This is a genomic window from Mesorhizobium sp. dw_380 (assembly GCF_018588885.1).
Taxonomy (GTDB): domain Bacteria; phylum Pseudomonadota; class Alphaproteobacteria; order Rhizobiales; family Rhizobiaceae; genus Mesorhizobium.
The window spans coordinates 59,354-80,626 of record NZ_JAFFIW010000018.1 but is presented as its reverse complement, the minus strand read 5'-3'; the positions used below and the strand labels follow the sequence as shown (position 1 = coordinate 80,626).

Annotated in this window: 18 protein-coding genes, 1 tRNA gene and 1 pseudogene; 13 read left to right on the top strand and 7 right to left on the bottom strand. The window is 61.6% G+C overall.

The features are described from left to right. The first annotated feature begins 52 nt into the window (after positions 1–52). From fdnG to JT360_RS18600, 9 genes and pseudogenes are all read left to right on the top strand, one after another. Complete coding sequence (gene fdnG / locus JT360_RS18640; RefSeq protein ID WP_214473194.1) at positions 53–3,139, top strand: formate dehydrogenase-N subunit alpha; 3,087 nt, start codon at positions 53–55, stop codon at positions 3,137–3,139. A gap of 13 nt (positions 3,140–3,152) precedes the next feature. Beyond that, positions 3,153–4,103 (top strand): formate dehydrogenase subunit beta, encoded by a 951-nt coding sequence (gene fdxH, locus JT360_RS18635; protein WP_214473193.1) that lies wholly within the window; start codon positions 3,153–3,155, stop codon positions 4,101–4,103. Further along, positions 4,090–4,794, top strand: a complete 705-nt coding sequence (locus JT360_RS18630; RefSeq protein WP_214473192.1) for a formate dehydrogenase subunit gamma — start codon at positions 4,090–4,092, stop codon at positions 4,792–4,794. The genes fdxH and JT360_RS18630 overlap by 14 nt, the downstream gene beginning before the upstream one ends. A gap of 106 nt (positions 4,795–4,900) precedes the next feature. Next, on the top strand, positions 4,901–5,818 hold the full coding sequence (gene fdhE, locus JT360_RS18625) for a formate dehydrogenase accessory protein FdhE (RefSeq protein WP_214473232.1): 918 nt from the start codon (positions 4,901–4,903) through the stop codon (positions 5,816–5,818). 7 nt (positions 5,819–5,825) lie between these two features. Next, positions 5,826–7,244 carry an L-seryl-tRNA(Sec) selenium transferase gene (gene selA / locus JT360_RS18620; RefSeq protein ID WP_214473191.1) on the top strand — a complete coding sequence of 473 codons (1,419 nt, stop codon included), beginning with the start codon at positions 5,826–5,828 and terminating at the stop codon, positions 7,242–7,244. Further along, positions 7,231–8,019, top strand: a complete 789-nt coding sequence (locus JT360_RS18615; protein WP_214473190.1) for a tetratricopeptide repeat protein — start codon at positions 7,231–7,233, stop codon at positions 8,017–8,019. The genes selA and JT360_RS18615 overlap by 14 nt, the downstream gene beginning before the upstream one ends. Further along, a pseudogene (selB, locus tag JT360_RS18610) lies at positions 8,016–9,842 on the top strand (selenocysteine-specific translation elongation factor); the annotation flags it as partial. The gene JT360_RS18615 and the pseudogene selB, both read left to right, overlap by 4 nt. A 126-nt stretch (positions 9,843–9,968) precedes the next feature. Further along, positions 9,969–10,064: transfer RNA gene (locus JT360_RS18605), tRNA-Sec, on the top strand. Positions 10,065–10,119: 55 nt separating this feature from the next. Further along, complete coding sequence (locus tag JT360_RS18600) at positions 10,120–10,560, top strand: hypothetical protein (protein WP_214473189.1); 441 nt, start codon at positions 10,120–10,122, stop codon at positions 10,558–10,560. Positions 10,561–11,593: 1,033 nt separating this feature from the next. Here the strand turns inward: JT360_RS18600 and JT360_RS18595 are convergent. Further along, complete coding sequence (locus tag JT360_RS18595) at positions 11,594–11,971, bottom strand: hypothetical protein (protein ID WP_214473188.1); 378 nt, start codon at positions 11,969–11,971, stop codon at positions 11,594–11,596. Positions 11,972–12,081: 110 nt separating this feature from the next. On the opposite strand from JT360_RS18595, the gene JT360_RS18590 reads away from it, so the two are divergent. Beyond that, a complete protein-coding gene (locus tag JT360_RS18590; RefSeq protein ID WP_214473187.1) occupies positions 12,082–13,008 on the top strand; it encodes a LysR family transcriptional regulator in 927 nt (308 codons plus the stop codon). Between the two features lie 14 nt (positions 13,009–13,022). On the opposite strand, the gene JT360_RS18585 is transcribed toward JT360_RS18590, so the two are convergent. After that, a complete protein-coding gene (locus tag JT360_RS18585) occupies positions 13,023–13,652 on the bottom strand; it encodes a LysE family translocator (protein ID WP_214473186.1) in 630 nt (209 codons plus the stop codon). Between the two features lie 471 nt (positions 13,653–14,123). Between JT360_RS18585 and JT360_RS18580 the strand changes: the two genes are divergently transcribed. Continuing rightward, positions 14,124–14,603, top strand: a complete 480-nt coding sequence (locus tag JT360_RS18580) for a VOC family protein (RefSeq protein WP_214473185.1) — start codon at positions 14,124–14,126, stop codon at positions 14,601–14,603. A 474-nt stretch (positions 14,604–15,077) separates the two neighbouring features. Here JT360_RS18580 and guaA read toward each other — a convergent pair whose 3' ends face one another. Both guaA and JT360_RS18570 read right to left on the bottom strand, forming a co-directional pair. Then, positions 15,078–16,640 (bottom strand): glutamine-hydrolyzing GMP synthase, encoded by a 1,563-nt coding sequence (gene guaA / locus JT360_RS18575; protein WP_214473184.1) that lies wholly within the window; start codon positions 16,638–16,640, stop codon positions 15,078–15,080. 58 nt (positions 16,641–16,698) lie between these two features. Further along, on the bottom strand, positions 16,699–17,145 hold the full coding sequence (locus tag JT360_RS18570; protein WP_250888895.1) for a MarR family winged helix-turn-helix transcriptional regulator: 447 nt from the start codon (positions 17,143–17,145) through the stop codon (positions 16,699–16,701). A 133-nt stretch (positions 17,146–17,278) separates the two neighbouring features. On the opposite strand from JT360_RS18570, the gene JT360_RS18565 reads away from it, so the two are divergent. Beyond that, positions 17,279–17,605, top strand: a complete 327-nt coding sequence (locus JT360_RS18565) for a hypothetical protein (protein WP_214473182.1) — start codon at positions 17,279–17,281, stop codon at positions 17,603–17,605. Here the strand turns inward: JT360_RS18565 and JT360_RS18560 are convergent. From JT360_RS18560 to JT360_RS18550, 3 genes are all read right to left on the bottom strand, one after another. Beyond that, the gene (locus JT360_RS18560) at positions 17,577–18,239 is read right to left on the bottom strand and encodes a 5'-methylthioadenosine/S-adenosylhomocysteine nucleosidase (protein ID WP_214473181.1); all 663 of its coding nucleotides are present in this window, start codon (positions 18,237–18,239) and stop codon (positions 17,577–17,579) included. The genes JT360_RS18565 and JT360_RS18560 overlap by 29 nt on opposite strands. Before the next feature lie 132 nt (positions 18,240–18,371). Then, positions 18,372–18,830 carry a PaaI family thioesterase gene (locus JT360_RS18555; protein ID WP_214473180.1) on the bottom strand — a complete coding sequence of 153 codons (459 nt, stop codon included), beginning with the start codon at positions 18,828–18,830 and terminating at the stop codon, positions 18,372–18,374. A gap of 137 nt (positions 18,831–18,967) precedes the next feature. Further along, the gene (locus JT360_RS18550; protein ID WP_214473179.1) at positions 18,968–20,257 is read right to left on the bottom strand and encodes an RsmB/NOP family class I SAM-dependent RNA methyltransferase; all 1,290 of its coding nucleotides are present in this window, start codon (positions 20,255–20,257) and stop codon (positions 18,968–18,970) included. Between the two features lie 320 nt (positions 20,258–20,577). On the opposite strand from JT360_RS18550, the gene JT360_RS18545 reads away from it, so the two are divergent. After that, positions 20,578–21,255, top strand: coding sequence for an MIP family channel protein (locus JT360_RS18545; protein WP_214473178.1), 678 nt, complete (start codon positions 20,578–20,580; stop codon positions 21,253–21,255). Positions 21,256–21,273: the final 18 nt, after the last annotated feature.

Here is a 21,273-nt window from a genome sequence, read left to right as displayed (position 1 = left end):
ATCTCTTGGTTCTGGATGCCTCTATGGGCATGGAATGCGGGAGGAAATCCAGATGAATGTTGAGCTATCACGGCGCGCGTTCCTGCAGACGGCAGGCGCGGGTCTCGCCGGCACGACGTTGGGCGCTTTCGGCTTCGCCGACATCGAGTCCGCGCATGCGGCAGCGATACGGTCTTTCAAGCTCGCCAACACGACCGAGACGCGCAACACTTGCCCGTACTGTTCGGTAGCCTGCGGCATAATCCTGTATTCGAAAGGCGATCTTAGAAAGGGCGAGAAGGCCGACATCACCCATATCGAGGGCGATACCGACCACCCGACCAATCGCGGCACCTTGTGCCCCAAGGGGTCGGCTCTGCTCGGCTTCGTGAAATCTCCGACCCGCCTGCAGCATCCGATGGTCCGCAAACCCGGGACCGACAAGTTCGAGCCGATAAGCTGGGAAGACGCGCTCGGCCGTATCGCCCGCTTGATGAAGGCCGATCGCGACAAGAACTTCGTCGCAAGGAACAATGACGGCGTGACGGTCAACCGGTGGATCACCACAGGCTTTCTCGCCGCCTCGGCTTCGACCAATGAGACCGCGTTCGCGACCTACAAGGTGGTGCGCAGCACGGGAATGCTGGTGTTCGACAACCAGGCGCGTGTCTGACACGGCCCCACGGTGGCGAGTCTCGCCCCAACATTCGGCCGCGGCGCAATGACCAATTCCTGGACGGACATCAGGAATACGGATCTTGTTGTGATCATGGGCGGCAATGCCGCGGAAGCGCATCCGTGCGGCTTCAAATGGGTTACAGAGGCCAAGGCAAACCGCGGCGCCAAGCTTATCGTCATCGACCCGCGCTTCACGCGCTCGGCCTCAGTGTCCGACGTTTATGCGCCGATCCGCCAGGGAACGGATATCGCGTTCCTGCTCGGGCTGATCAACTACTGTATCCAAAACGACAAGGTGCAATGGGACTATGTGAAGGCCTTCACCAACGCGACCTATGTCGTCAAGCAGGGCTTCACGTATCAGGACGGCCTCTTCTCCGGCTATGACGAGGCGAAGCGGGACTACGACAAGTCCAGTTGGGACTATGACATAGGTCCGGACGGCTTTGCCGTTGTCGACGAGACACTGGCAAATCCCCGCTGCGTCTGGAATCTGCTCAAGAAGCATGTCGCGGTCTACACGCCTGAGATGGTCGAGCGCATCTGCGGCACGCCCAAGGACCGGTTCCTGAAGGTAGCCGCGATGGTCGCGGAAACCTCTTCGCCGATCAAGGCGATGACCTCGATGTATGCGCTCGGCTGGACCCAGCACTCGAAGGGCTCGCAGAACATCCGCGCCATGGCGATGCTGCAGCTTGTTCTCGGCAATATCGGCATACGCGGCGGCGGCATGAACGCGCTTCGCGGGCACTCCAACATCCAGGGGCTGACCGACATCGGGCTGATGTCGAACTTGCTGCCCGGCTACCTGACGTTGCCGACACAGAAGGAGCCGGACCTCGCCACCTACATGTCGACGCGCGTTTTCAAACCGCTCCGGCCGAACCAGATGAGCTATTGGCAGAACTACAGGAAGTTCTTTGTCAGCTTCCAGAAGTCTATGTGGGGCGACGCGGCAACGCCGGAGAATGACTTCGCCTATGACTACCTGCCGAAGCTCGACCTGCCGGGCTACGATCTGCTGCGTGCTTTCGAGCTGATGCATCAGGGCAAGATGAACGGTTATTTCTGCCAAGGCTTCAACCCGCTGCAGGCGGCTCCGAACAAGAAGAAGGTGATCGAGTCCCTCTCGAAGCTCAAATTCCTCGTCATCATGGATCCGTTGGACACCGAGACGGGGCGATTCTGGGAAAACCATGGACCATATAACGATGTCGATCCGTCGCAGATCCAGACTGAAGTCTACCAGCTGCCCTCCACCTGCTTCGCCGAGGACGACGGCTCACTGGTCAATTCCGGGCGCTGGCTGCAGTGGCATTGGGCCGGCGGCACGCCCCCCGGCGAAGCCAAGCGCGATACGTGGATCATGGCGCAGCTCTACCTGCGCCTGAAGGAGCTCTACACCAAGGAAGGCGGTGCCTTCGCCGATCCGATCGTCAAGCTCAACTGGCCTTATGCCAATGCCGGTGATCCGAAGGCCGAGGAGCTTGCCCAGGAGATCAACGGAAGGGCGCTCGCCAAGGTGACCGACACGGCCGATCCGACGAAGGTGCTGGCCGAGGCCGGCAAGCTGCTGCCGGCCTTTGCCGCGCTGCGTGACGACGGCTCGACCGCCTGCGGCTGCTGGATCTATTCCGGCTGCTTCAACGAGAACGGCAACAACATGGCCCGGCGGGATACAACCGATCCGGACGACGCCGGCTTCTATTCGAAATGGGCGTTCTCATGGCCCGCCAACCGCCGCATTCTGTATAACAGGGCGTCGGCTGACCTCACCGGAAAACCATGGGATCCGAGCCGCAAAGTGATCGAATGGGACGGCCAAAAATGGTCGGGTTACGACGTGCCTGATATTGCGCCGACCGCGAAGCCCGATCAGGTCGGCCCGTTCATCATGAACCCGGAAGGCGTCTCGCGTCTCTTTACCAGGGGTATGATGCGCGACGGACCGTTCCCGGCGCACTACGAGCCGTTCGAGTCGCCGATCGTCAATCCGCTCGCGCCCAAAGTCCGCGGCAATCCGGCCGCTCGCGTATTCGAGGGCGACATGGCCCAGTTCGCCGAAGCGGGTTCCAAGGAGTTCCCCTATGCGGCGACTTCCTACCGCCTGACCGAGCATTTCCACTTCTGGACCAAGCACGTCATCGTCAATGCGGTGATGCAGCCGGAGTTCTTCGTGGAGATTTCGGAACAGCTTGCGGCCGAGAAGGGCATCACCAAGGGCGGCTGGGTGCGCGTCTGGTCGAAGCGCGGTTCGGTTGTAGCGAAGGCAATGGTGACCAAGCGGATCAAGCCGCTTATCTGCGATGGCAAGACCATTCACATCGTAGGCATTCCGCTGCACTGGGGCTTCACCGGGGCGGCGAAGAAAGGCTTCGGCCCGAACATGCTCACTCCCTTTGTCGGCGACGCCAATATCGAGACGCCCGAGTACAAGGCGTTCCTGGTCAATATCGAGCCCGCACCGGGCCCAGCGGCATAGGAGAGAGCAAGCGATGTTTCCTCCTCTTCCCAATCCTTCGACGACGGAGACGACGCCGCGTTTTTCCGAGAAAGACCTCATCCGCCGGTCGGCGTCGACGGTGCCTGCTCCCGAGCAGCACCTGACGGAAGTCGCCAAGCTCATCGATGTTTCGAAATGCATCGGCTGCAAGGCATGCCAGACAGCCTGCATCGAGTGGAACGATACGCACCCGGAGGTCGGCGTCTTCGCCGGCGCCTTCGAGAATCCTCCCGACCTGACGCCCGACATGTTCACGCTGATGCGCTACAGCGAATGGGACAATCCCGAGACCAACGAGCTCGAATGGTTGATCCGCAAGGATGGCTGCATGCACTGCGCCGATCCCGGCTGCCTCAAAGCCTGCCCGGCGCCGGGCGCGATCGTGCAGTACTCGAACGGCATCGTCGATTTCGTCCACGAGAACTGCATCGGCTGCGGCTACTGCATCAAGGGTTGCCCGTTCAACATCCCGCGCATCTCCAAGGTCGACCACACAGCCTACAAATGCACGCTCTGCTCCGACCGCGTGGCGGTTGGCCAAGGCCCGGCCTGTGCCAAGGCCTGCCCAACTCAGGCCATCGTCTTCGGCACCAAGGACGAGATGAAGGGCTGGGCCGCCAAGCGTGTGGAGGACTTGAAGTCGCGCGGCTTCGCGAATGCCGGCCTTTACGATCCGCCAGGTGTCGGAGGAACGCATGTGATGTATGTGCTGCACCATGCCGACCAGCCGGAACTCTACTCGGGCCTGCCGAAGGAGCCGAGGATCAGTCCGCTCGTGGAGGTGTGGAAAGGTGTGACCAAATATGCAGGCCTCACGGTCTTGGGTGTGGCAGCCGGCGTCGGCTTGCTCCACCATCTGATCATGGGACCGAACAGGGTAACCGAGGCGGATGAGGAGCACGCCGAAGAGTTGACGGAAGGCGACAGCCATGGCCGCCGATGACGTGAAGCCAAACGAACAGATACATCCCGGCAAGCCAGTTATCGTGGACCGCTATACGGTCGGGGCGCGGATCAACCACTGGATCACGGCGGCGAGCTTGATCCTGCTCGCCTTGTCCGGCCTCGCGATGTTTCACCCGAGCCTGTTCTTCCTGTCCGGCCTTTTCGGCGGCGGTCAGTTCACGCGCTTCATCCATCCGTGGGTCGGCGTCGTGCTCTTCTTCAGCTTCCTCGGCCTTTTCCTTCGGTTCTGGAAGGCCAATTTGTGGAGACGCGAGGACGGAACGTGGCTCGCCCGTTTCCGTGACGTGTTGGCCAATCAGGAGGACAACGTTCCTGAGGTCGGCAAGTACAATGCCGGCCAGAAGCTCGTCTTCTGGTCAATGTCTGTGCTGATCGTGATCCTCATCTCCAGCGGATTGGTGGCATGGGATCAATATTTCTCCCAGTATACGACAATCGATCAGAAGCGCGTGGCAATACTTGTCCACTCCATTGCCGCAGTCGCGATCATCGGCGTCTGGATCGTCCATTTCTACTCGGCCATCTGGGTGCGAGGCACCATTCCCGCCATGACGCGTGGACGGGTGACCGGCGGCTGGGCCTGGCGGCATCACCGCAAATGGCTGCGGGAGCTCGTCGCCAAATCGAGCAAGGGAACAGGACCGTCGGGATCGAAGCCCGCCGAATAGAGCGGGTGCTGGCGGGATGACTTTTCCGCCCTAGCTTTTGTGTTTGCGCATGATTTTGTGCGCCGGTTCAGGCAACCACGTGGCCCGTGCGGTTCGTGAGGTTCGAATGCCAAGACAGATCATTCCGGCCGGTTCCGACCCCACCGCCATCGGCGAAGTCTCCGCTCCTCCTTTTGCCCGCGTTCCTGAACCTGCGCTTCTGTTCTCTCGCCGCGCCGAGCGGTGGACCGCGCTGGCGGCAGGCCATGACCTGGGTCCCTATCTCCGCTTCCTTGCCGCTCTGGCCGGCGTGCAGTGCCGCGTTCAGGAAGGCTTAACGGAGCCGGAGATGCCTGATGCCGTAGCACGCGAACGTGCGCGCAGCTTCGGAATGCCGCCGCTCGACCGCAACAACCTCGCGCCTGACACTGGCGCCGAGACGCTCGACCGCCTGGTCGAAGCGGCGTCGGAGATCAAGAAGACGGTCGCCGCGGCCGATGCGCTGGACCGTTTGAAGCAGGCCACTCCGGCGGAGCGAGGTGGCATGGTACGCAATGTGCTTGCTGACGCGATTCCGATGGAGGCGCTCGCCGAGCACGTCTATGTCGCGGCCGCGCTGCAGGTTCACTTCGCTCGTCTCGCCGCCCGCCTTGATGCTCGCGCGCTGGTGCCGGTAGGCGACGGTGCATGCCCCGCCTGCGGCAGCCCGCCGGCATCCTCGATCATCGTCGGCTGGCAGGGCGCTCACGGGGCGCGGTTCTGCGCATGCTCACTGTGCGGCACTCTGTGGAACTACGTGCGCATCAAATGCACGCTGTGTGGCTCGACCGAGGGCATCGGCTACCAGCAGATCGAAGGCGGACCGGGCACGGTGAAGGCTGAGACCTGCGATTCCTGCGGCTGCTATGTGAAGATACTTCATCAGCACAAGGATCCCGGTCTCGACCCGGTTGCCGACGACGTGGCGACGCTTGGGCTAGACATCCTCGTCCGCGAAGGTGGCTATCGCCGCGGATCCTTCAACCCTTTCCTGATCGGCTATTGAGGGCGCGATGACCGGTCTGCCCACGAGCCACCTGCGCGATCTCCCGTCAGTCGATCGAGTGCTGAGGACGCCGCTCGCGGCCGCGGCGGTCGAGCGCTTCGGGCAGCAGTCCACGACGCGCGCCATCCGGGATGCGCTCGAAGAAGCACGGGCGGCTTGTCGTACCGGAGCTGCAGTGCCCAAGCCGAGCGACCTCGCCGCCGACGCGCTTGTCCGCCTCAAGGCCGCGCAGCGCTCATCGCTGCGCCCGGTCTTCAACCTGACCGGCACTGTGCTGCACACCAATCTTGGCCGCGCGCTCATCGCGGGCGAAGCTTTAGAGGCGATGCGCGCTGCCATGGGCGAAGCAGTGGCGCTCGAATTCAACATCGGGACGGGCAGACGCGGCGAACGTGACGATCATCTGCGGACCCTTATATGCGAACTCACCGGGGCCGAGGACGCAACCGTCGTCAACAACAACGCGGCCGCGGTCCTTCTCGTCCTCAACACGTTGTCGCTTAGCCGCGAGGCCGTCGTGTCGCGTGGCGAGCTGATCGAGATCGGTGGCTCTTTCCGCATGCCGGACATCATGACCCGCGCCGGCGCGAAACTCGTTGAGGTCGGCACCACCAACCGTACGCATCCCAAGGATTACCTATCGGCCATCGGTCCGGCGACCGGACTTCTTTTCAAGGTGCACACGTCCAACTACCGGATCGATGGATTCACGGCGGAGGTCTCGGCGCGCGAGCTTTCGGCGATCGCCAAGGAACGCGGTGTGCCTCTCATCCACGATCTCGGCTCCGGCACGCTCATCGATCTCGCCCAATACGGACTCACGCACGAGCCTACCGTGGGCGAGGCGATTGCGGACGGCGCCGATCTGGTCACTTTCTCGGGCGACAAGCTGCTCGGAGGACCCCAGGCAGGTTTCATCGTCGGCCGGAAGGATCTTCTTGCCGAGGTCAACCGAAACCCGATGAAGAGGGCGCTTCGTCTCGACAAGCTCCGGCTGGCCGCGGTGGAGGCGACGCTGAAGCTCTACCGCGATCCGGATCGCCTGGTTGAACGTCTGCCGACGCTGAGGCTGCTCGCGCGCCCCGCTGTCGATATTGCCGCGCAGGCCCAGCGCCTCGCTCCTGTCCTTTCCAGTGTTCTCGGGGATGAATTTGTAGTGGACGTGGTGGAGTGCTGCAGCCAGGTCGGATCGGGCGCAATGCCGCTCGACACCGTGCCGAGCGCCGGCCTTGCCGTCGGCCACCAATCAGGAAGCGGTCGGACCCTGGAAGCGCTCGCGGCGGCATTGCGGGCGCTGCCCGTTCCGGTGATCGGGCGCATCGAAAAGCAGGCGCTCATGCTCGATCTGCGCTGCCTCGAAGACGAGGCCGGCTTGGCGGCCAATCTTGCGAGCTTCTCTCCAGGAGGCGGCAGTGCGGTGGCTTGATCGTCTCGCGCGCAAGCCGGCCCGGACATCCGTGGCTGACCAGTTGGCCGTCGCCATCGACGCTGCCAAACGGGGCAACTACGCCACGGCGCTCGGCATCTGGGAGCCGCTGGCGCGGTCTGGATCGGCTCGTGCCCAAAATAATATCGGCGCTTGTTTCGCCGACGGACTCGGCGTCGAGCGCGACGGCAATCTCGCCTTCCGCTGGCTGGCGCTTGCCGCGGAAGCCGGCGATCCAGTCGGGCAGCGGAACCTCGCCTCGCTGTGTTTCCGTGGCGAAGGCGTCGAACAGAGTTACCGCCGCGCGGCCGAACTCTATCGGGCCGCGGCCGAACAAGGCGACGGACCGGCGCAGGACATGTTGAGCTGGATGTTGCTCGAGGGTGAGGTGATCGAGCCCGACATTGCCGAAGCGCGACGCTGGGCGCTGGCCGCCGCCAAACAAGGAATTGCATCGGCGATGACCCGTGTCGGCATGCTCTATCACAATGCACTCGGCGTATCGCGCGATCCTGTCGAGGCGGTCCGCTGGTGGCGCAAGGCCGCGTTGCTCGGCGATACCGACGGTCAAGCTATGCTCGGCGCCGCCTACCATCTCGGGGCTGGCGTTCCCGCCGACGCCGTCGAGGCCTATGCCTGGCTCCTGCGTGCGCAAGCAGGCGGTAGTGTTCGCGCGGGCCGGTACATGGACGCGGCGCGCGCTGCGCTCACCGCGAACGATATCGCCGAGGCCGAGCGCCGCGCTATCTCGCCGATCGAGGAGCCTGCGCCATGATCATCGGGACGGCCGGACATGTCGACCACGGCAAGACGGCGCTGGTGCAGGCGCTGACTGGCGTCGACACGGATCGGCTCCAGGAAGAGAAGGAGCGAGGCATGACGATCGATCTTGGCTTCGCCTATCTTCCGACGCCGAGCGGGGACGTCGTCGGTTTCATCGATGTTCCCGGCCATGAGAGCTTTGTGCATACCATGGTCGCTGGCGCCAGCGGCATCGATTTCGTGCTGCTGGTCGTGGCGGCCGACGACGGCGTCATGCCGCAGACGCGTGAACATCTGGCGATCATAGACCTCCTTGGCGTCAGGCGCGGGTTGATCGTGCTTTCGAAGTGCGATCTGGCCGATCCCGCACGACGCGCCGCTGTTGCTGCGGATATCCGATCCGCTCTTGCGGGCACCATCCTGGAAGAGGCTGAGGCTCTCCCTGTCTCCACCGTCACGGGCGAAGGCATCGATGACCTCCAACGCCTGCTGTTCGAAGAGGCGTTGCACTTTGCCGGACGCTCATCCTCGGGCCGCTTTCGATTGGCGGTCGACCGCTGCTTTACCTTGCGCGGCATCGGCACGGTCGTCACCGGCACCGTCCTTTCGGGCTCTGTCGGTGTCGGCGACAGCGTGGTGGTGAGCCCCTCAGGGCTCGCCGCGCGCATTCGCTCGATCCACGCCCAGAACCGGGTAGCCGAGCGCGGCCGCGCCGGAAGCCGTTGCGCACTCAATCTGGCCGGCGACGGCGTCAACAAAGAGGCTATTCGGCGCGGGGATGTGATCCTTGATCCTGCGCTTCACGCGCCGGCAGATAGGATCGACGCCGAACTGCATGTGCTGCGAGGCGAGCGAAAGCCGATCGGGCAGTGGTTCCCGGTGCGGCTCCATAACGCCGCGGCCGAGGTCGGGGCGAGGATCGTTCTTCTCGGCGATGAGCCTATAGCGCCAGGCGCCACGGCCAAGGTGCAGATTGTTTTGGAGAGCCCGATCGCCGCCGCTGCCGGCGACGCCTACGTGATCCGCGACAGCTCTGCGCAGCGAACCATAGGCGGCGGGCGCTTCATCGACCTCAGGGGACCGAGCCGCAAGCGCCGCTCGCCAGAACGGCTGGCCAGGCTTCAAGCATACGCCGTCCCGGCGCCGGAGAAGGCCGTCGCGGCGCTTACCGACGTGCCGCCCCGCTATCTCGACCTTGGCGCCTTCGCCCGTGACCGGGCGCTCGGTGCCGACGAGGTCGCAGGCCTGATCGATCGTCTCGGCCTTGTCTCCTTTTCTGTCAGCCAGACGCAGTTCGTGGTTTCGTCAATGCGTTGGGCTCGCTTCAAGCGCGACCTGAACGCTTTCCTGGAGGCCTTCCATACCGGCAACCCGGATTTGCCGGGCATCGGAACGGAGAAACTGCGCCTTCATCTCGATCCCTGTCTTCCTGCGCCGGCCTTCGCTGCTGCAATGCGAAGTCTCGTCCGCGTCGGCCAGATTGAGGTCGACGGCGCATGGGTACGGCTTCGCGGCCATGGGGTCCGTCTCGCGGCAAGGGAGGAAGCTCTTTGGCGGGAGATCGAGCCGCGGATAGCCGGCTCGGTGAGATTCCACCCCCCAAGGGTGCGCGACATCGCAAGGGAGCTTGCCAGGCCGGAAGCGGAAATTCGCAAACTTCTGAAGCTTACCGGGCGTATCGGCACGGTGCATGAGGTTGCGCATGATCACTTCTTCCTTCGCCCGGCGCTGGCTGAGATCGTTGGGATCGTCTGCAATCTGGCGGCCGAGCATGACGGGCAGTTCAGCGCCGCACAGTTTCGCGACAGTACGGGCAGCGGGCGCAAGGTCGCCGTTCACATCCTCGAATTTCTCGACCGGCACGGCGTTACCTTGCGGCGCGGCGACCTGCGGCGCATCAACAAGCATCGGCTGGACCTGTTTCGCCGCCAGGACGACAATGGGCCACCGGCAGAGGCCTCTGGAGGAGCATCGTCCCCGGTGGGGCGTCCGGACTTCAAATCCGGGAGGGGCCGCGAGCCGGTCCTTGGTGGGTTCGACTCCCACTCTCTTCCGCCACCATCTTAGAGCCCTGGCCCTGAAATGTGTCGAACCCTTCCGAGGAGGTGACGCGATGCCAGCATCCTTTCTGCTTGAACTGAGGACTTCGGCGGAGGTCGCCAAGGCTGCGGAGACGAGTTTCCGACACGAGGCGGCACGGCGGATTGCGGCGCTGGAGCAGGACCGCGCATTCGCCTTCAGACGGCTCAACCTCATGCAGGTGATCGCTGATTCCATGGCCCTGGCGGAAAGTGAGGACATCGCCGTGGCGCGCGCCTTCGCCGCCTTGCGCGCGAGCCTCGGCTGGAATGCCGACAGCGAGGCACGCTCGGAGGTGATCTCGCATTTTGGCCCGGTCGCGCTGGCGATGTTCCGGGATTCAAGCGGAGACCAATCCGCCGACATTCATGCCGCTCTTGCGGATTTCGAGCATTGGTATTCTGAAACCCGCGGCTCTAGCTTCTGGGCCCTGTTTGAGCAGCAGATACCGGACACACCTGTTGTCGATTTCTGAAGAATGCATATCCATGAAAACCTGCAGATCAGGATTTCCAGGATCGATGGAATGACTACATGTGGCGCAAACAAACCTTCCCCGATAGCACCGACAATGTCTGCTTTTAGGGTGCCGCTGGCCGCTAAGGCCCAGATCGGGGCGCAAAGCAGACCCGCCTTTGTGCACGCCGTTCTACGCTGTAGCCCTCTCCCTTTTTGAAAGATCTTTACTTCATAGGGGACATGGGCGCAGATCGGACTTGCCAGATCGGAGATGGAGAATGCCAGCTCAGCAGAGGTGAGATACCGACGCGAAAACAATTTTCGACAGCGAAAATCGCCGCGCAGTTACGCTATCGCTGCCGTCTCCCCGTCACTCTCACTCCATTGTTCTCAACCCAGCTATCTCATTGTTCTATATGGTTTTTTTCTTGTCTTCGACGCAAAAACCGACCCACGGGCCGTCAAAATCTTACGGTGTTGATTTTAAAGGGAAAATCGCACGAAAAATTTTTGAGTGGTTTCGGTATCTATCGAGGTCGATCGCCGCTCGGGACTCATTTTGGGGGCCTCGGAGAGGATTCACTGCGAACCGAAAAAGTACCGTCACGAAGTTCATAGCTTAGTGCGCTCTGCGACGCGACCCGCAGCTGCAGCGTCAGCCAAACGCCATCCCTCCCTCTGGCGACCAGACAACCACATCGCGAGGTCGTCGGCAAAGTTCTCAGCCCCGAGTGGATGTCCATGATGTTTCTCGGGTAGCTTATTCGATCTCATTGCCATGAACTATGGCGTCACTCTCGCAACCACGTCGTCTGTGCGAACCGATTTAGACGGCGTGATCTTCCGGCCCATTGTCGGAGAGACAAACGTCCTACCAACTAGCGTGGTGTGGGCGCATGCAACCCCAGCGCTTCAACAGCTCATCAACCTCGCAGAGACGATCGCTGGTGAAGCAGTGCGTTAGACGAGGCCCGGCGCGATAAAATAAAATGAACTCTCCATCGATATGTTGCCAACGCGAGCAACTACCTTGTCTACGTCAATCCTCCTCAAGCATCTCTTATATGTCGCAAAATGGCGTCGAGAGCGTTGTCTGGTTTGCTGTTAAAGCACAGGGTTGCCGAGCGAGCATTCTGGTGGATCACATTCATGATCCTTTCGAAAAGCAGCGTGTGCTCAGGAAGCCCCCTTAGCCCCGCCGCGACCAAGATCACATCAAAGTCACGCGCCGCAAGCAGATCAAGAAGAGGCTGTTCGTTTGCGTCTGGCCCGATCAGCCACGTGTCAACGATGTGCCCGAGCTCCTCGAGCCTATCGTTCGTCGCCTGGCCTGTCGCACTTACGCCTTCAGCCGTCAGCCCTCGTTCTGATCCAAACTCAATTTTGTGCGGATCTAAACCCACGATGAGAATTCTATTCTTTGTCATCGCTACACTTCCCACAGCGGCTCCGTTGCTTCTCCGCTTGATAACATGACACGCGAGTACCAACTAGTTGGCATAAACGGGACCCATTGGCTCACTGGGAGAGACAATAATTGATCGATCTCAACCAAGTCGCACTTGCCATCGCCGTCGCGGAAGCAGGCAGCTTCTCGGCTGCCGCGCGTGCCCTTGGTCTGCCTAAGGCAACTGTGAGCCGCCAAGTTGCACAGCTCGAATCGTCGCTTGGCGCGCTGCTCTTCACCCGGACCACGCGACGGCTCGAGATCACACGATTAGGCCTCATCTTCTTTGAAACAGCGAGCCCCGGTTTGGAGCAGCTAGCGCTGGCCCAACAGCGCGTCACCGCAGCCAAAACGAACCCGGTTGGTCGCGTCAGAGTTGCGGCACCGATAGAGTTTGGAAACCGATCGTTGGGCCGCTGGATAACTGAGTTTCTTGCAATCTACGAGGACGTCGAGATTGAATTGATCTTGAATGAGCGTGTGACCGACTTGGCCGGGCAGCGGATCGACGTGGCATTTCAACCGGAGCTGCCGGACAATCGAGACTTGATTGTCCGGAAGCTCTGGCGTTCACCGAAAGTTTTTCTGGCAAGTCCAGATTATTTGTATCGATGCCCAGCGCCAAACAGCGTTACAGAGCTACATCGACATACTTTCATTATTCAGGGAAACTCCCTGGATAAGGTGGAAATAGCCGTGACGGGTCCAAGCGAAACGCGGACGATGCTGCTCAAAGGACGCTTTGCCGTTGATAGCCTCCAAGCGGCGTTCTCGGCTTCGGTACTCGGTCTCGGCATAGTTATCGCGCCTGCGGCCCTCGCGAGAGAGCATATTGCCGCGCGTCGGCTCGTCCGCATTTTGCCTCAGCACGAATGTGGGTTAGGCATAATGTATGCAGTTCATGGTGGAGCGCCTCAGATGACCGCAGCTGCCAGAGCCTTCCTCGATTTTGTGCTGAAGGCTGTGCCCCGCCTGGCCCGCGAAACAGCCCAGTTCCAGGCCGGGGCCCCCGATTAGAAGCTCGTTTGATACTATGCGCGTTCTTGCAAAGCCAACCGGACGCCAAGGGCGCAGTAGATACCTCCGACAACTTTCCCTTGCCACTTCAGGACTGAGGGATGCCGTCGTAGGAATTGTCCGAGGTGACCGGCGATCGTAGCAAACACGAAGGTGCTAATGAACCCGATGGCCGCGAACAAGACGCCTAGGATGGTAAGCTGTAAAAAAACGGCTCCATTCTGAGGGTGCACAAATTGCGGCAGAAAGGCCAGAAAGAACAGCGCCGTTTTTGGGTTCAGAACTTCTGTAAGAATGGCTTGCCGGAATGCCAGCTTGGCGGAGACAGGGCTCTTGTCACCGCCAATCGAAGCCGGCGTTTTCTCCAATATCGCTTTGATGCCCATATAAATTAGGTAGGCCGCCCCAGCGTATTTGAGGAGGCCGAACAGCCAGGCCGAAGTTGCGATAATTGCCGAAATGCCGACGACCGCGAAGAATGTGTGGACGATATCGCCGGCCGTGATCCCAACTCCGGTCGCGACGCCGACCTTCGTTCCAGATGTCATTGCTCGCGCGACGGTCAATAGTGTGGCCGGACCAGGTATGAAGACGAACCCGAGAACGATCGCGCAATAAGTCAACAACGTTGTGGTATCTATCATAAGCCACCTCTGGCGTGCCGAGCAATAAACATGGAATAGCTCCATCGACCGCGCCCCGTCACGCGGACAAGGCAGTAAGGAGAATGAACTCGTCAGAAGTTCACCTGTGCGCATAGGATTGTCAATCGAACCCGTCAGATTCGTGACTGAGATTTCCGCTGTTATTCCGTCGCTGCGGCGCGACTGCCGATCTCGACCGTGGAATGCGAGTCTGTCAGATCGGAGCGCTGCGTCGCGAATAGCATTTGAACACCGCGCGGGCGCGTGAACCGCCGCCAGTACACCGCGGTGGGGCTTCCTCGCCCGAATGATGCAGCACGATATTCTCGGCCCGCGGGTCAGAAAACGGCATCTGCGCGATGACTTCCAGGCGCGGGTCAGCTCATGACCGAGCTGGCTAGATATTTGCGCTGGTCGATCGGTGCGATGTTCTTCATCGCGAGGGGCGCTTGACCTAAAGGGAAGTTGAGGTTGTACAACGTAGATTCAGCGCAATGGGAAAGGAAAAACATGCCGCAAATCCAAATGGTTATCCCATATCTGAATGTTAACGACGGCTGGAAAGCAATCGACTTCTACAAGCGCGCTTTTGGCGCCCACGTGAGCAATACTATCGAGAGAGAAGGAGGAAAGCTGGCGCATGCCGATGTCGTTGTAGCCGGTGCGCGCTTCATGGTGCGGGAGGAATATCCAGCCTACAATTTTCGCAGTCCCACCGCATTAGGCGGTACCGCAGTGAATCTCTTCGTCTATGTCGATGACGTCGTCAGCTTTACAGATCGCGCCATTGCGGAGGGCGCAACCGTTATCCGTCCTGTCCAAGAACAGTTCCATGGAGATCTCATGGCCGAGCTTGAAGATCCATTCGGTCACTCATGGTTCTTCGCCACGCACATCTCGGACATGACTGAGGAGGAGCTCACCAAACGCGCTAAGGAAGCCGGTTTATAGTCTGCACATTTAGACAGCTCATATCTGGATGGTTTTGCATCATCGCAGACATGAGTTGTTTTCCGACAGCGCGCCCAGTTTGCAATGGCATCGGAGCGAGCTCCTTGCGGGAGGATGCCTGGTGACGGCCGCCGCCGAAAAGTCTCGGGCAATAGGGAGCGCTGCGTGGCAATATCGACTCGTATCGGTCGACTGGCACGACCACATACGTTTAGTGCGTTTGGCTCATCCCGATCTTCCAATCGCCCGCCAACATCGGAATGGCAACCCATCCGATTTGCGCGCTATGATGCGATATTCCCGCACGGGCACGAGCGAAGTCTTCCCCTCGTACGTCTATCGCTTTCTATTGCGTCACGTGGACCGTCAAGCCTGATCTCTGGTCATCGATAGATGCAGAGGCTATTTTTATTATTTATCAGTGTGTTATGGCGAACTGTAGCGTAGTTTTGGATACTCTCGGATGGGCAAAAATCATTCCCACTCGATGGTGCCAGGCGGCTTCGACGTCACGTCGTAGACGACGCGGTTGATGCCTCGGACCTCGTTGATGATGCGGGTGGCGGCGGCGCCGAGGAAGGCCATGTCGTAGTGATAGAAGTCCGCCGTCATGCCGTCGACCGAGGTGACGGCGCGCAGCGCGCAGACGAATTCGTAGGTGCGGCCGTCACCCATCACGCCGACGGTCTGTACCGGCAGAAGCACGGCGAAGGCCTGCCAGATGGCGTCGTAGAGGCCTGCCTTGCGGATCTCGTCGAGATAGATGGCGTCGGCCTCGCGCAGGATCTCCAGCTTTTCCCGCGTGATGCCGCCCGGGCAGCGGATGGCGAGACCAGGGCCCGGGAACGGGTGGCGGCCGATGAAGCTTTCGGGCAGGCCGAGTTCCTTGCCCAGCGCCCGCACCTCATCCTTGAACAGTTCGCGCAGCGGCTCGACCAACTGCATGTTCATGCGCTCGGGCAGACCGCCGACATTGTGGTGCGACTTGATGGTCACCGACGGGCCGCCGGTGAAGGAGACGCTTTCGATGACGTCGGGGTAGAGCGTGCCTTGCGCCAGGAAATCGGCGCCACCGAGCTTCTTGGCTTCTTCCTCGAACACTTCGATGAACAGCCGACCGATGGTCTTGCGCTTCTTCTCGGGATCCACCTCGCCTTCCAGCGCCGAGATGAATTTTTCCGAGGCATCGACCAGGATCAGCGGCAGATTGTAGTGCTGGCGGAACATCGCCACCACGCCCGCGGCCTCGTCCTTGCGCATCAGGCCGTGGTCGACAAGGATGCAGGTCAGTTGGTCGCCAACCGCCTCGTGGATCAGGAGTGCCGCGACCGAGGAGTCCACGCCGCCAGACAGCGCGCAGATGACCTTGCCCTTGCCGACCTGCTTGCGGATGGCCTCGACCGCGTGTTCGCGGTAGGCACGCATCGTCCAGTCGCCTTCGATGCCGGCGATGTTGTGGACGAAGTTCCTGAGCAGCCTGGCGCCGTCAGGCGTGTGCACCACCTCTGGGTGGAACATGATGCCGTACATCTTGCGTTCGACATCGCCGAAAATGGCAAAAGGCGAGCTTTCCGACTTGCCGAACACCTGAAAACCCGGCGGCAAGGCGATGACGCGGTCGCCATGGCTCATCCACACCTGATGGCGCTGGCCGGTCGCCCACAGGCCCTCGAACAGCGGGCTGTCCTTTTCGATCTCGACGAAGGCGCGGCCGAACTCGCGATGGTTGGAACTTTCGGCGACACCGCCCATCTGCACGCACATGGCCATCTGGCCGTAGCAGATGCCAAGCACCGGCACGCCGGCATCGAAGACGATCTGCGGTGCGCGCGGGCTGCCGATCTCAGACGTCGAGGCCGGACCGCCGGACAGGATCACGGCTTTCGGGTTGATGCGCTTGAACGCCGCTTCGGCCGACTGGAACGGCACGATCTCGGAAAAGACGCCAGCTTCGCGGATGCGGCGGGCGATGAGCTGCGTAAACTGGCTGCCGAAATCGACAATCAGGACGGTGTCGGGATGATTGGCTGTTTTCATGGCGAGCGTTTAAAGAAAGAAACGAGTCGGCGCAATGGGTTGCGAGGCTCGCCGTCCACTAAACGCCCGCCTCTCGATCGATCGCCCCCGCCTGCCTCGCGTCGAGCGCCCGCAGCGCATCCATCAGTGCCGCGAACCGCTGCTGGCCGAGACGGGCAATGTAATCCTGTTCGATCTGGAGCTTGATGCGGTCGCCGTCGCGCAGCGCGTCCAGCCCCTTGTGCGTGTAGCGCACAAGTTTGCTGCGGCCGTCCTTCGGGTCGGGCAGACGCTCCAGCACGCCTTCCGTCTCCAACCCATCGAGCAATTGCTGAACCGCTTGTTTGGAGATTGCCGAGCGATCAATCAGGGTCGACTGGCGGGTGCCGACGCGCGGGATATGGCCAAGCAGGGCGGCGCGCGCTTCAGTGAACCAGCCGTGGCCGGCGACGCGCATGGCGGCGGCGAACTCTGCCTGCCAGGCACGGCTTGCCTGCCACAGCCGCCAGCCGATGTGATCGGGCAACGCTTCGGATTTTTCGTCAAGATGCTTGACCAAATTCAATCCACCCTCTAAGTAGTCAAGCATCTTGACTACTTACCCACCTTACGCGGCGATGCCGGTCGAGGCAATCGCCGACTTCACTCAGGAGAAAAACATGACGGCATTGCAAAAGGAACATCTTGCAATCCTCATTCCGGGCACGACCCACGTGTTGGAGCGAAACGGCAAGGAGGCTTACGTCTATTTCGAAAATGAAGGTGCCGCGCACATGCTGCTCGATGACGGCGAGGCGCGCAGCGGGCGATGGCGGATGCTCGATGATGGCTATGTCACAGACTGGGACACGGGTGTGACAGGGCGCTGGACCTTGGACCATGAGCCGGGATCCGTCACCTATGTCAACCGCGACAACGCCGTTCGCTTCAAGATGATCGGGGTGCTGTTCGGTAACGCTAAAAACCTGCCGCGTCAGCGGGTCTGAAATCGATTGCGCCGGAGGCGATCGACTGTTCCAGCAGTTGGACCGCCCCGGCCAGCTTCTCGTCAATGATATGCAGATATTCGGTCCAGTCACCGACGTGCCTGAGATCAGCCGCGCCGTCGGAAATGCCGCGCAGTCCGATCAGGGGCACATCGAACAGCTGGCACGCGCGCAGGCAGGCGAAGGTTTCCATGTCGACCATGTCGGCCGCGATTGTGTCATAGGCCACGCCTGTGATGATCGCACCGCCGGTCGATAGGGTGGCCTGCTTGATCCGCGGAATCCTGAACGGCAGCGGCACGGTCACCGGCAGGTCGAGAAACGGCGTCGCGCCTTTCTCGAAGCCGAGCGGCGATGCATCGATGTCGCGATAGCTGACGGAGACGGCCTGATAGACTTCGGTTTGTTCGAGCATCCGGCTGCCGGCTGAGCCCAGCGATACGACGATATCCGGCAAGGCTTTTTCAGACTTCAACCGGGAGAGTTCGGCGCCGAGCCGCACACCTGCCTCGACCGGGCCGACGCCCGTCATCAGCGGCGAGAACAGCCGCTGCAAATGCGGGCCGTATTCGGCCTGCACCGCCATGACGAAGAGGACGCCCTTGCCGCCGATTCGCACAACGTTGCCGGTCACGACGATCCCTCCTGCTTGCCTATGCTATTGCCACCGGCGCAGCCGGGGACCCGCTGCCTCCGGCAGCTCCCCGGTTCGAGCCCTTTGAAAGGTCCACCGGACCTTTCAATTCGCCTTCGGCGAACCCGGCTCTCACCCCGCGATCCCGTCACGGCCGACCACCGTCATCATCGTGCCGGTCATTGTGGCGATCAGCTTGGCCTCGCCGTCGGCGGCGAAGGCATAGGCCTGGCCATCGGCGACGATGATGGTGCGGCCGGGCTTGGTCACCGATCCACGGAAGAGGAAACGCTCGCCGCGGCCCGGCGCCAGCAGGTTGACCTTGAACTCGATGGTCAGCACGCCCGAATTTTCCGGCATCAAGGAAAAGGCCGCGTAACCGCAGGCCGAGTCCAATGCCGTCGAGATGACGCCAGCATGCAGAAAGCCGTGCTGCTGGGTCAGTGCGGCCGAATAAGGCATCTCGATCTCGATGATGCCGGGGGTCACCAATGTCAGTTCGGCGCCGATCGTGGCCATCGCCTGCTGGCGCGCGAAAGACGACCTGACGCGATCCTCATAATCCGGAGCCGGTACGATCTTTGCTGCCATCGCCTTTGCCTTCGTTTGCCTGGCAAAGCTTATTGCAGAGGGATAGGCGGCAGGCAATCTCATTTGCTGCACTGCAACAATCCGTCTCGTCGGCAGTCATGGTTGGGGGGCCGGAGATTACTGGGGTCCGGCAGGGCTCAGTTGGTCCGGCGCAGCGCGCAGAAATAAAAACCGTCTGTTCCGCTCAGCAATGGCGACAGTGAAATGTCACCGGCGGAGCCGATCCGTGCGGCCGCCTCGTGGCCTGGAAAATGGCCATTCCACAACGCGCGGTGGTCAACGGGCACATAGCTGCTGTGGCGCTCGCGAAACGCCGCGACCTGCTCGCCATTCTCCTCGTCGAAGACAGAGCAGGTGATGTAGGCCAGCAGGCCGCCGGGTTTGACATAGGCTCGTGCGGCATCAAGGATCGCCGACTGTTCGCCCTTGCGGGCGTCGAGCTGTCTCTGCGTCAGCCGCCATTTGGCGTCGGGGCGGCGGCGCCAGGTGCCGCTGCCGGTGCAGGGTGCGTCGACCAACACCACGTCCATATGGTTGGCCAGCGGGGCAAGTTCGGCCGGCTTGGTGACCACCTGCACATTACGATTTTCCGAGCGGCGGATGCGGTCGAAGATCGGCGCCAGCCGCGCCTTTTCGGCGTCATGGGCAAATACCTGGCCTGTATTGTCCATCGCGGCCGACAGCGCCAGCGTCTTGCCGCCGGCGCCAGCGCAGAAGTCGAGCACCTGCATGCCAGCCTCGGCGCCGGCAAGGGCGGCCGCTATTTGCGAGCCTTCGTCCTGGACTTCGAACCAGCCCTTCTGGAAGGCGGGCTCAGCCTGCACATTCGGATGCCTGCCGTCGCCATCGATGGGCGGAATGCGGATGCCATTTGGCGCGATTCGCGCCGCCTTCGCGCCGGTATCCGCCAGTTCGGCCAGCACCTTGTCGCGATTGGCCTGCAGCGTGTTGACCCTGATGTCGAGCGGAGGACGTTTCGCCAGTGCCGCGCCCTCCTCGACCCATGTCTCGCCGAAAGCCCGTTCGAAAAGCTTTTCGCACCAGTCGGGGATGTCGGCCCGCACCGCGGGCGGCGCGTCGGCAAGCCGGCGTCCGGCGATTGCCTGGAGCTCGGTGGCACTGAGCAGCGGCGGCGCGAATTTGTCGCCATCAAGCGCGTTGTTGAGCGACTGCGCCGTCTGGCTCCATTCGAGCAGCAGAGCGCCGAAGCCGACGGCGCGTGGTGTGTCGTCGCCGAGCAACCAGCCGGCGGAGCGCTTGTGGCGCAGCGCGTCGTAGACGATGTTGCCGATCGCGGCGCGATCACCGCCACCGGCGAAGCGATGTGACAGGCCCCAATCCTTCAGCGCATCGGCCACCGGCCGGTGACGCCTGCCAATGTCCTCCAGCACTTCGATGGCCGCAGCCAGCCGTCCGCCCAGTCGCATTCGTCATTCCATCAAATCGAGCACATCATCTCTCGGCTGCTCTTAGAGCCTTTCACGTCCGGATTGAACCCCGCTTCCATCCCACGACGGCAATCCCGACCGAGGCAAGCGAATCCACCCGACGACTAAATATCTCTCTGTCCGGTTAACAGCAGATCGGCAAATAGATGCAAGATCTCTAATGTTCGTAACTGGCGACTGCAACCATGGTTTGTGACGCAACCGCTCTGCTTTCCAAGTTTTTCCGTTGGGAATACTCTCCACACCATGATTCGCGGCGCGGAAAACGCGGACCGGCGGATCGCTACGAGGAGAGGGCAATGAAAACTTATCTGGCGGAAGTTCTAGGCACATTTCTGTTGGTGTTCATAGGCACGGCGTCGGTGGTGACGGGCGGCTTCGGCGGCGCGCTGCCGCTCGGCCAGGAAGGCATCGGTCTGGCATTCGGCATCGGCCTTATCGCCGCGGCCTATGCGATCGGCCCGATTTCGGGCGCGCATCTCAATCCGGCGGTGACGCTCGGCGTCTTCCTTGCCGGCCGGCTGCCGGCCAAGGACGTCATACCCTACTGGATCGCGCAGATCATCGGCGCCATCCTGGCTTCGCTGGCGTTGTGGATCATCGTTTCCGGTCAAGCCGGCGGCCACACTGGCGGCTTCGGCGCCAATGGCTGGGATGTGACGAAATGGGGCATGAGCTCGGCATTCCTGTGGGAGCTGATCGGCACCTTCACCTTCGTCACGGTGATCCTCGGCGTTACCGCTGAAAAGCACTCGACGGCGTTTGCCGGGCTGGTCATCGGCCTGACGCTGGCCGGCATCCACTTCGCCATGATCCCGGTCACCGGCACCTCGGTCAATCCGGCGCGCTCCATTGGTCCGGCGCTGTTTTCGGGCGGTGCTGCACTCAGCCAGCTCTGGCTGTTCATCGTCGCTCCGCTGATCGGCGGCGCCATTGCCGGCGTCGTCGCCAAGGCGCGCATCTTCGAAAAGGATTGATTCTAAAACCCGAATGCA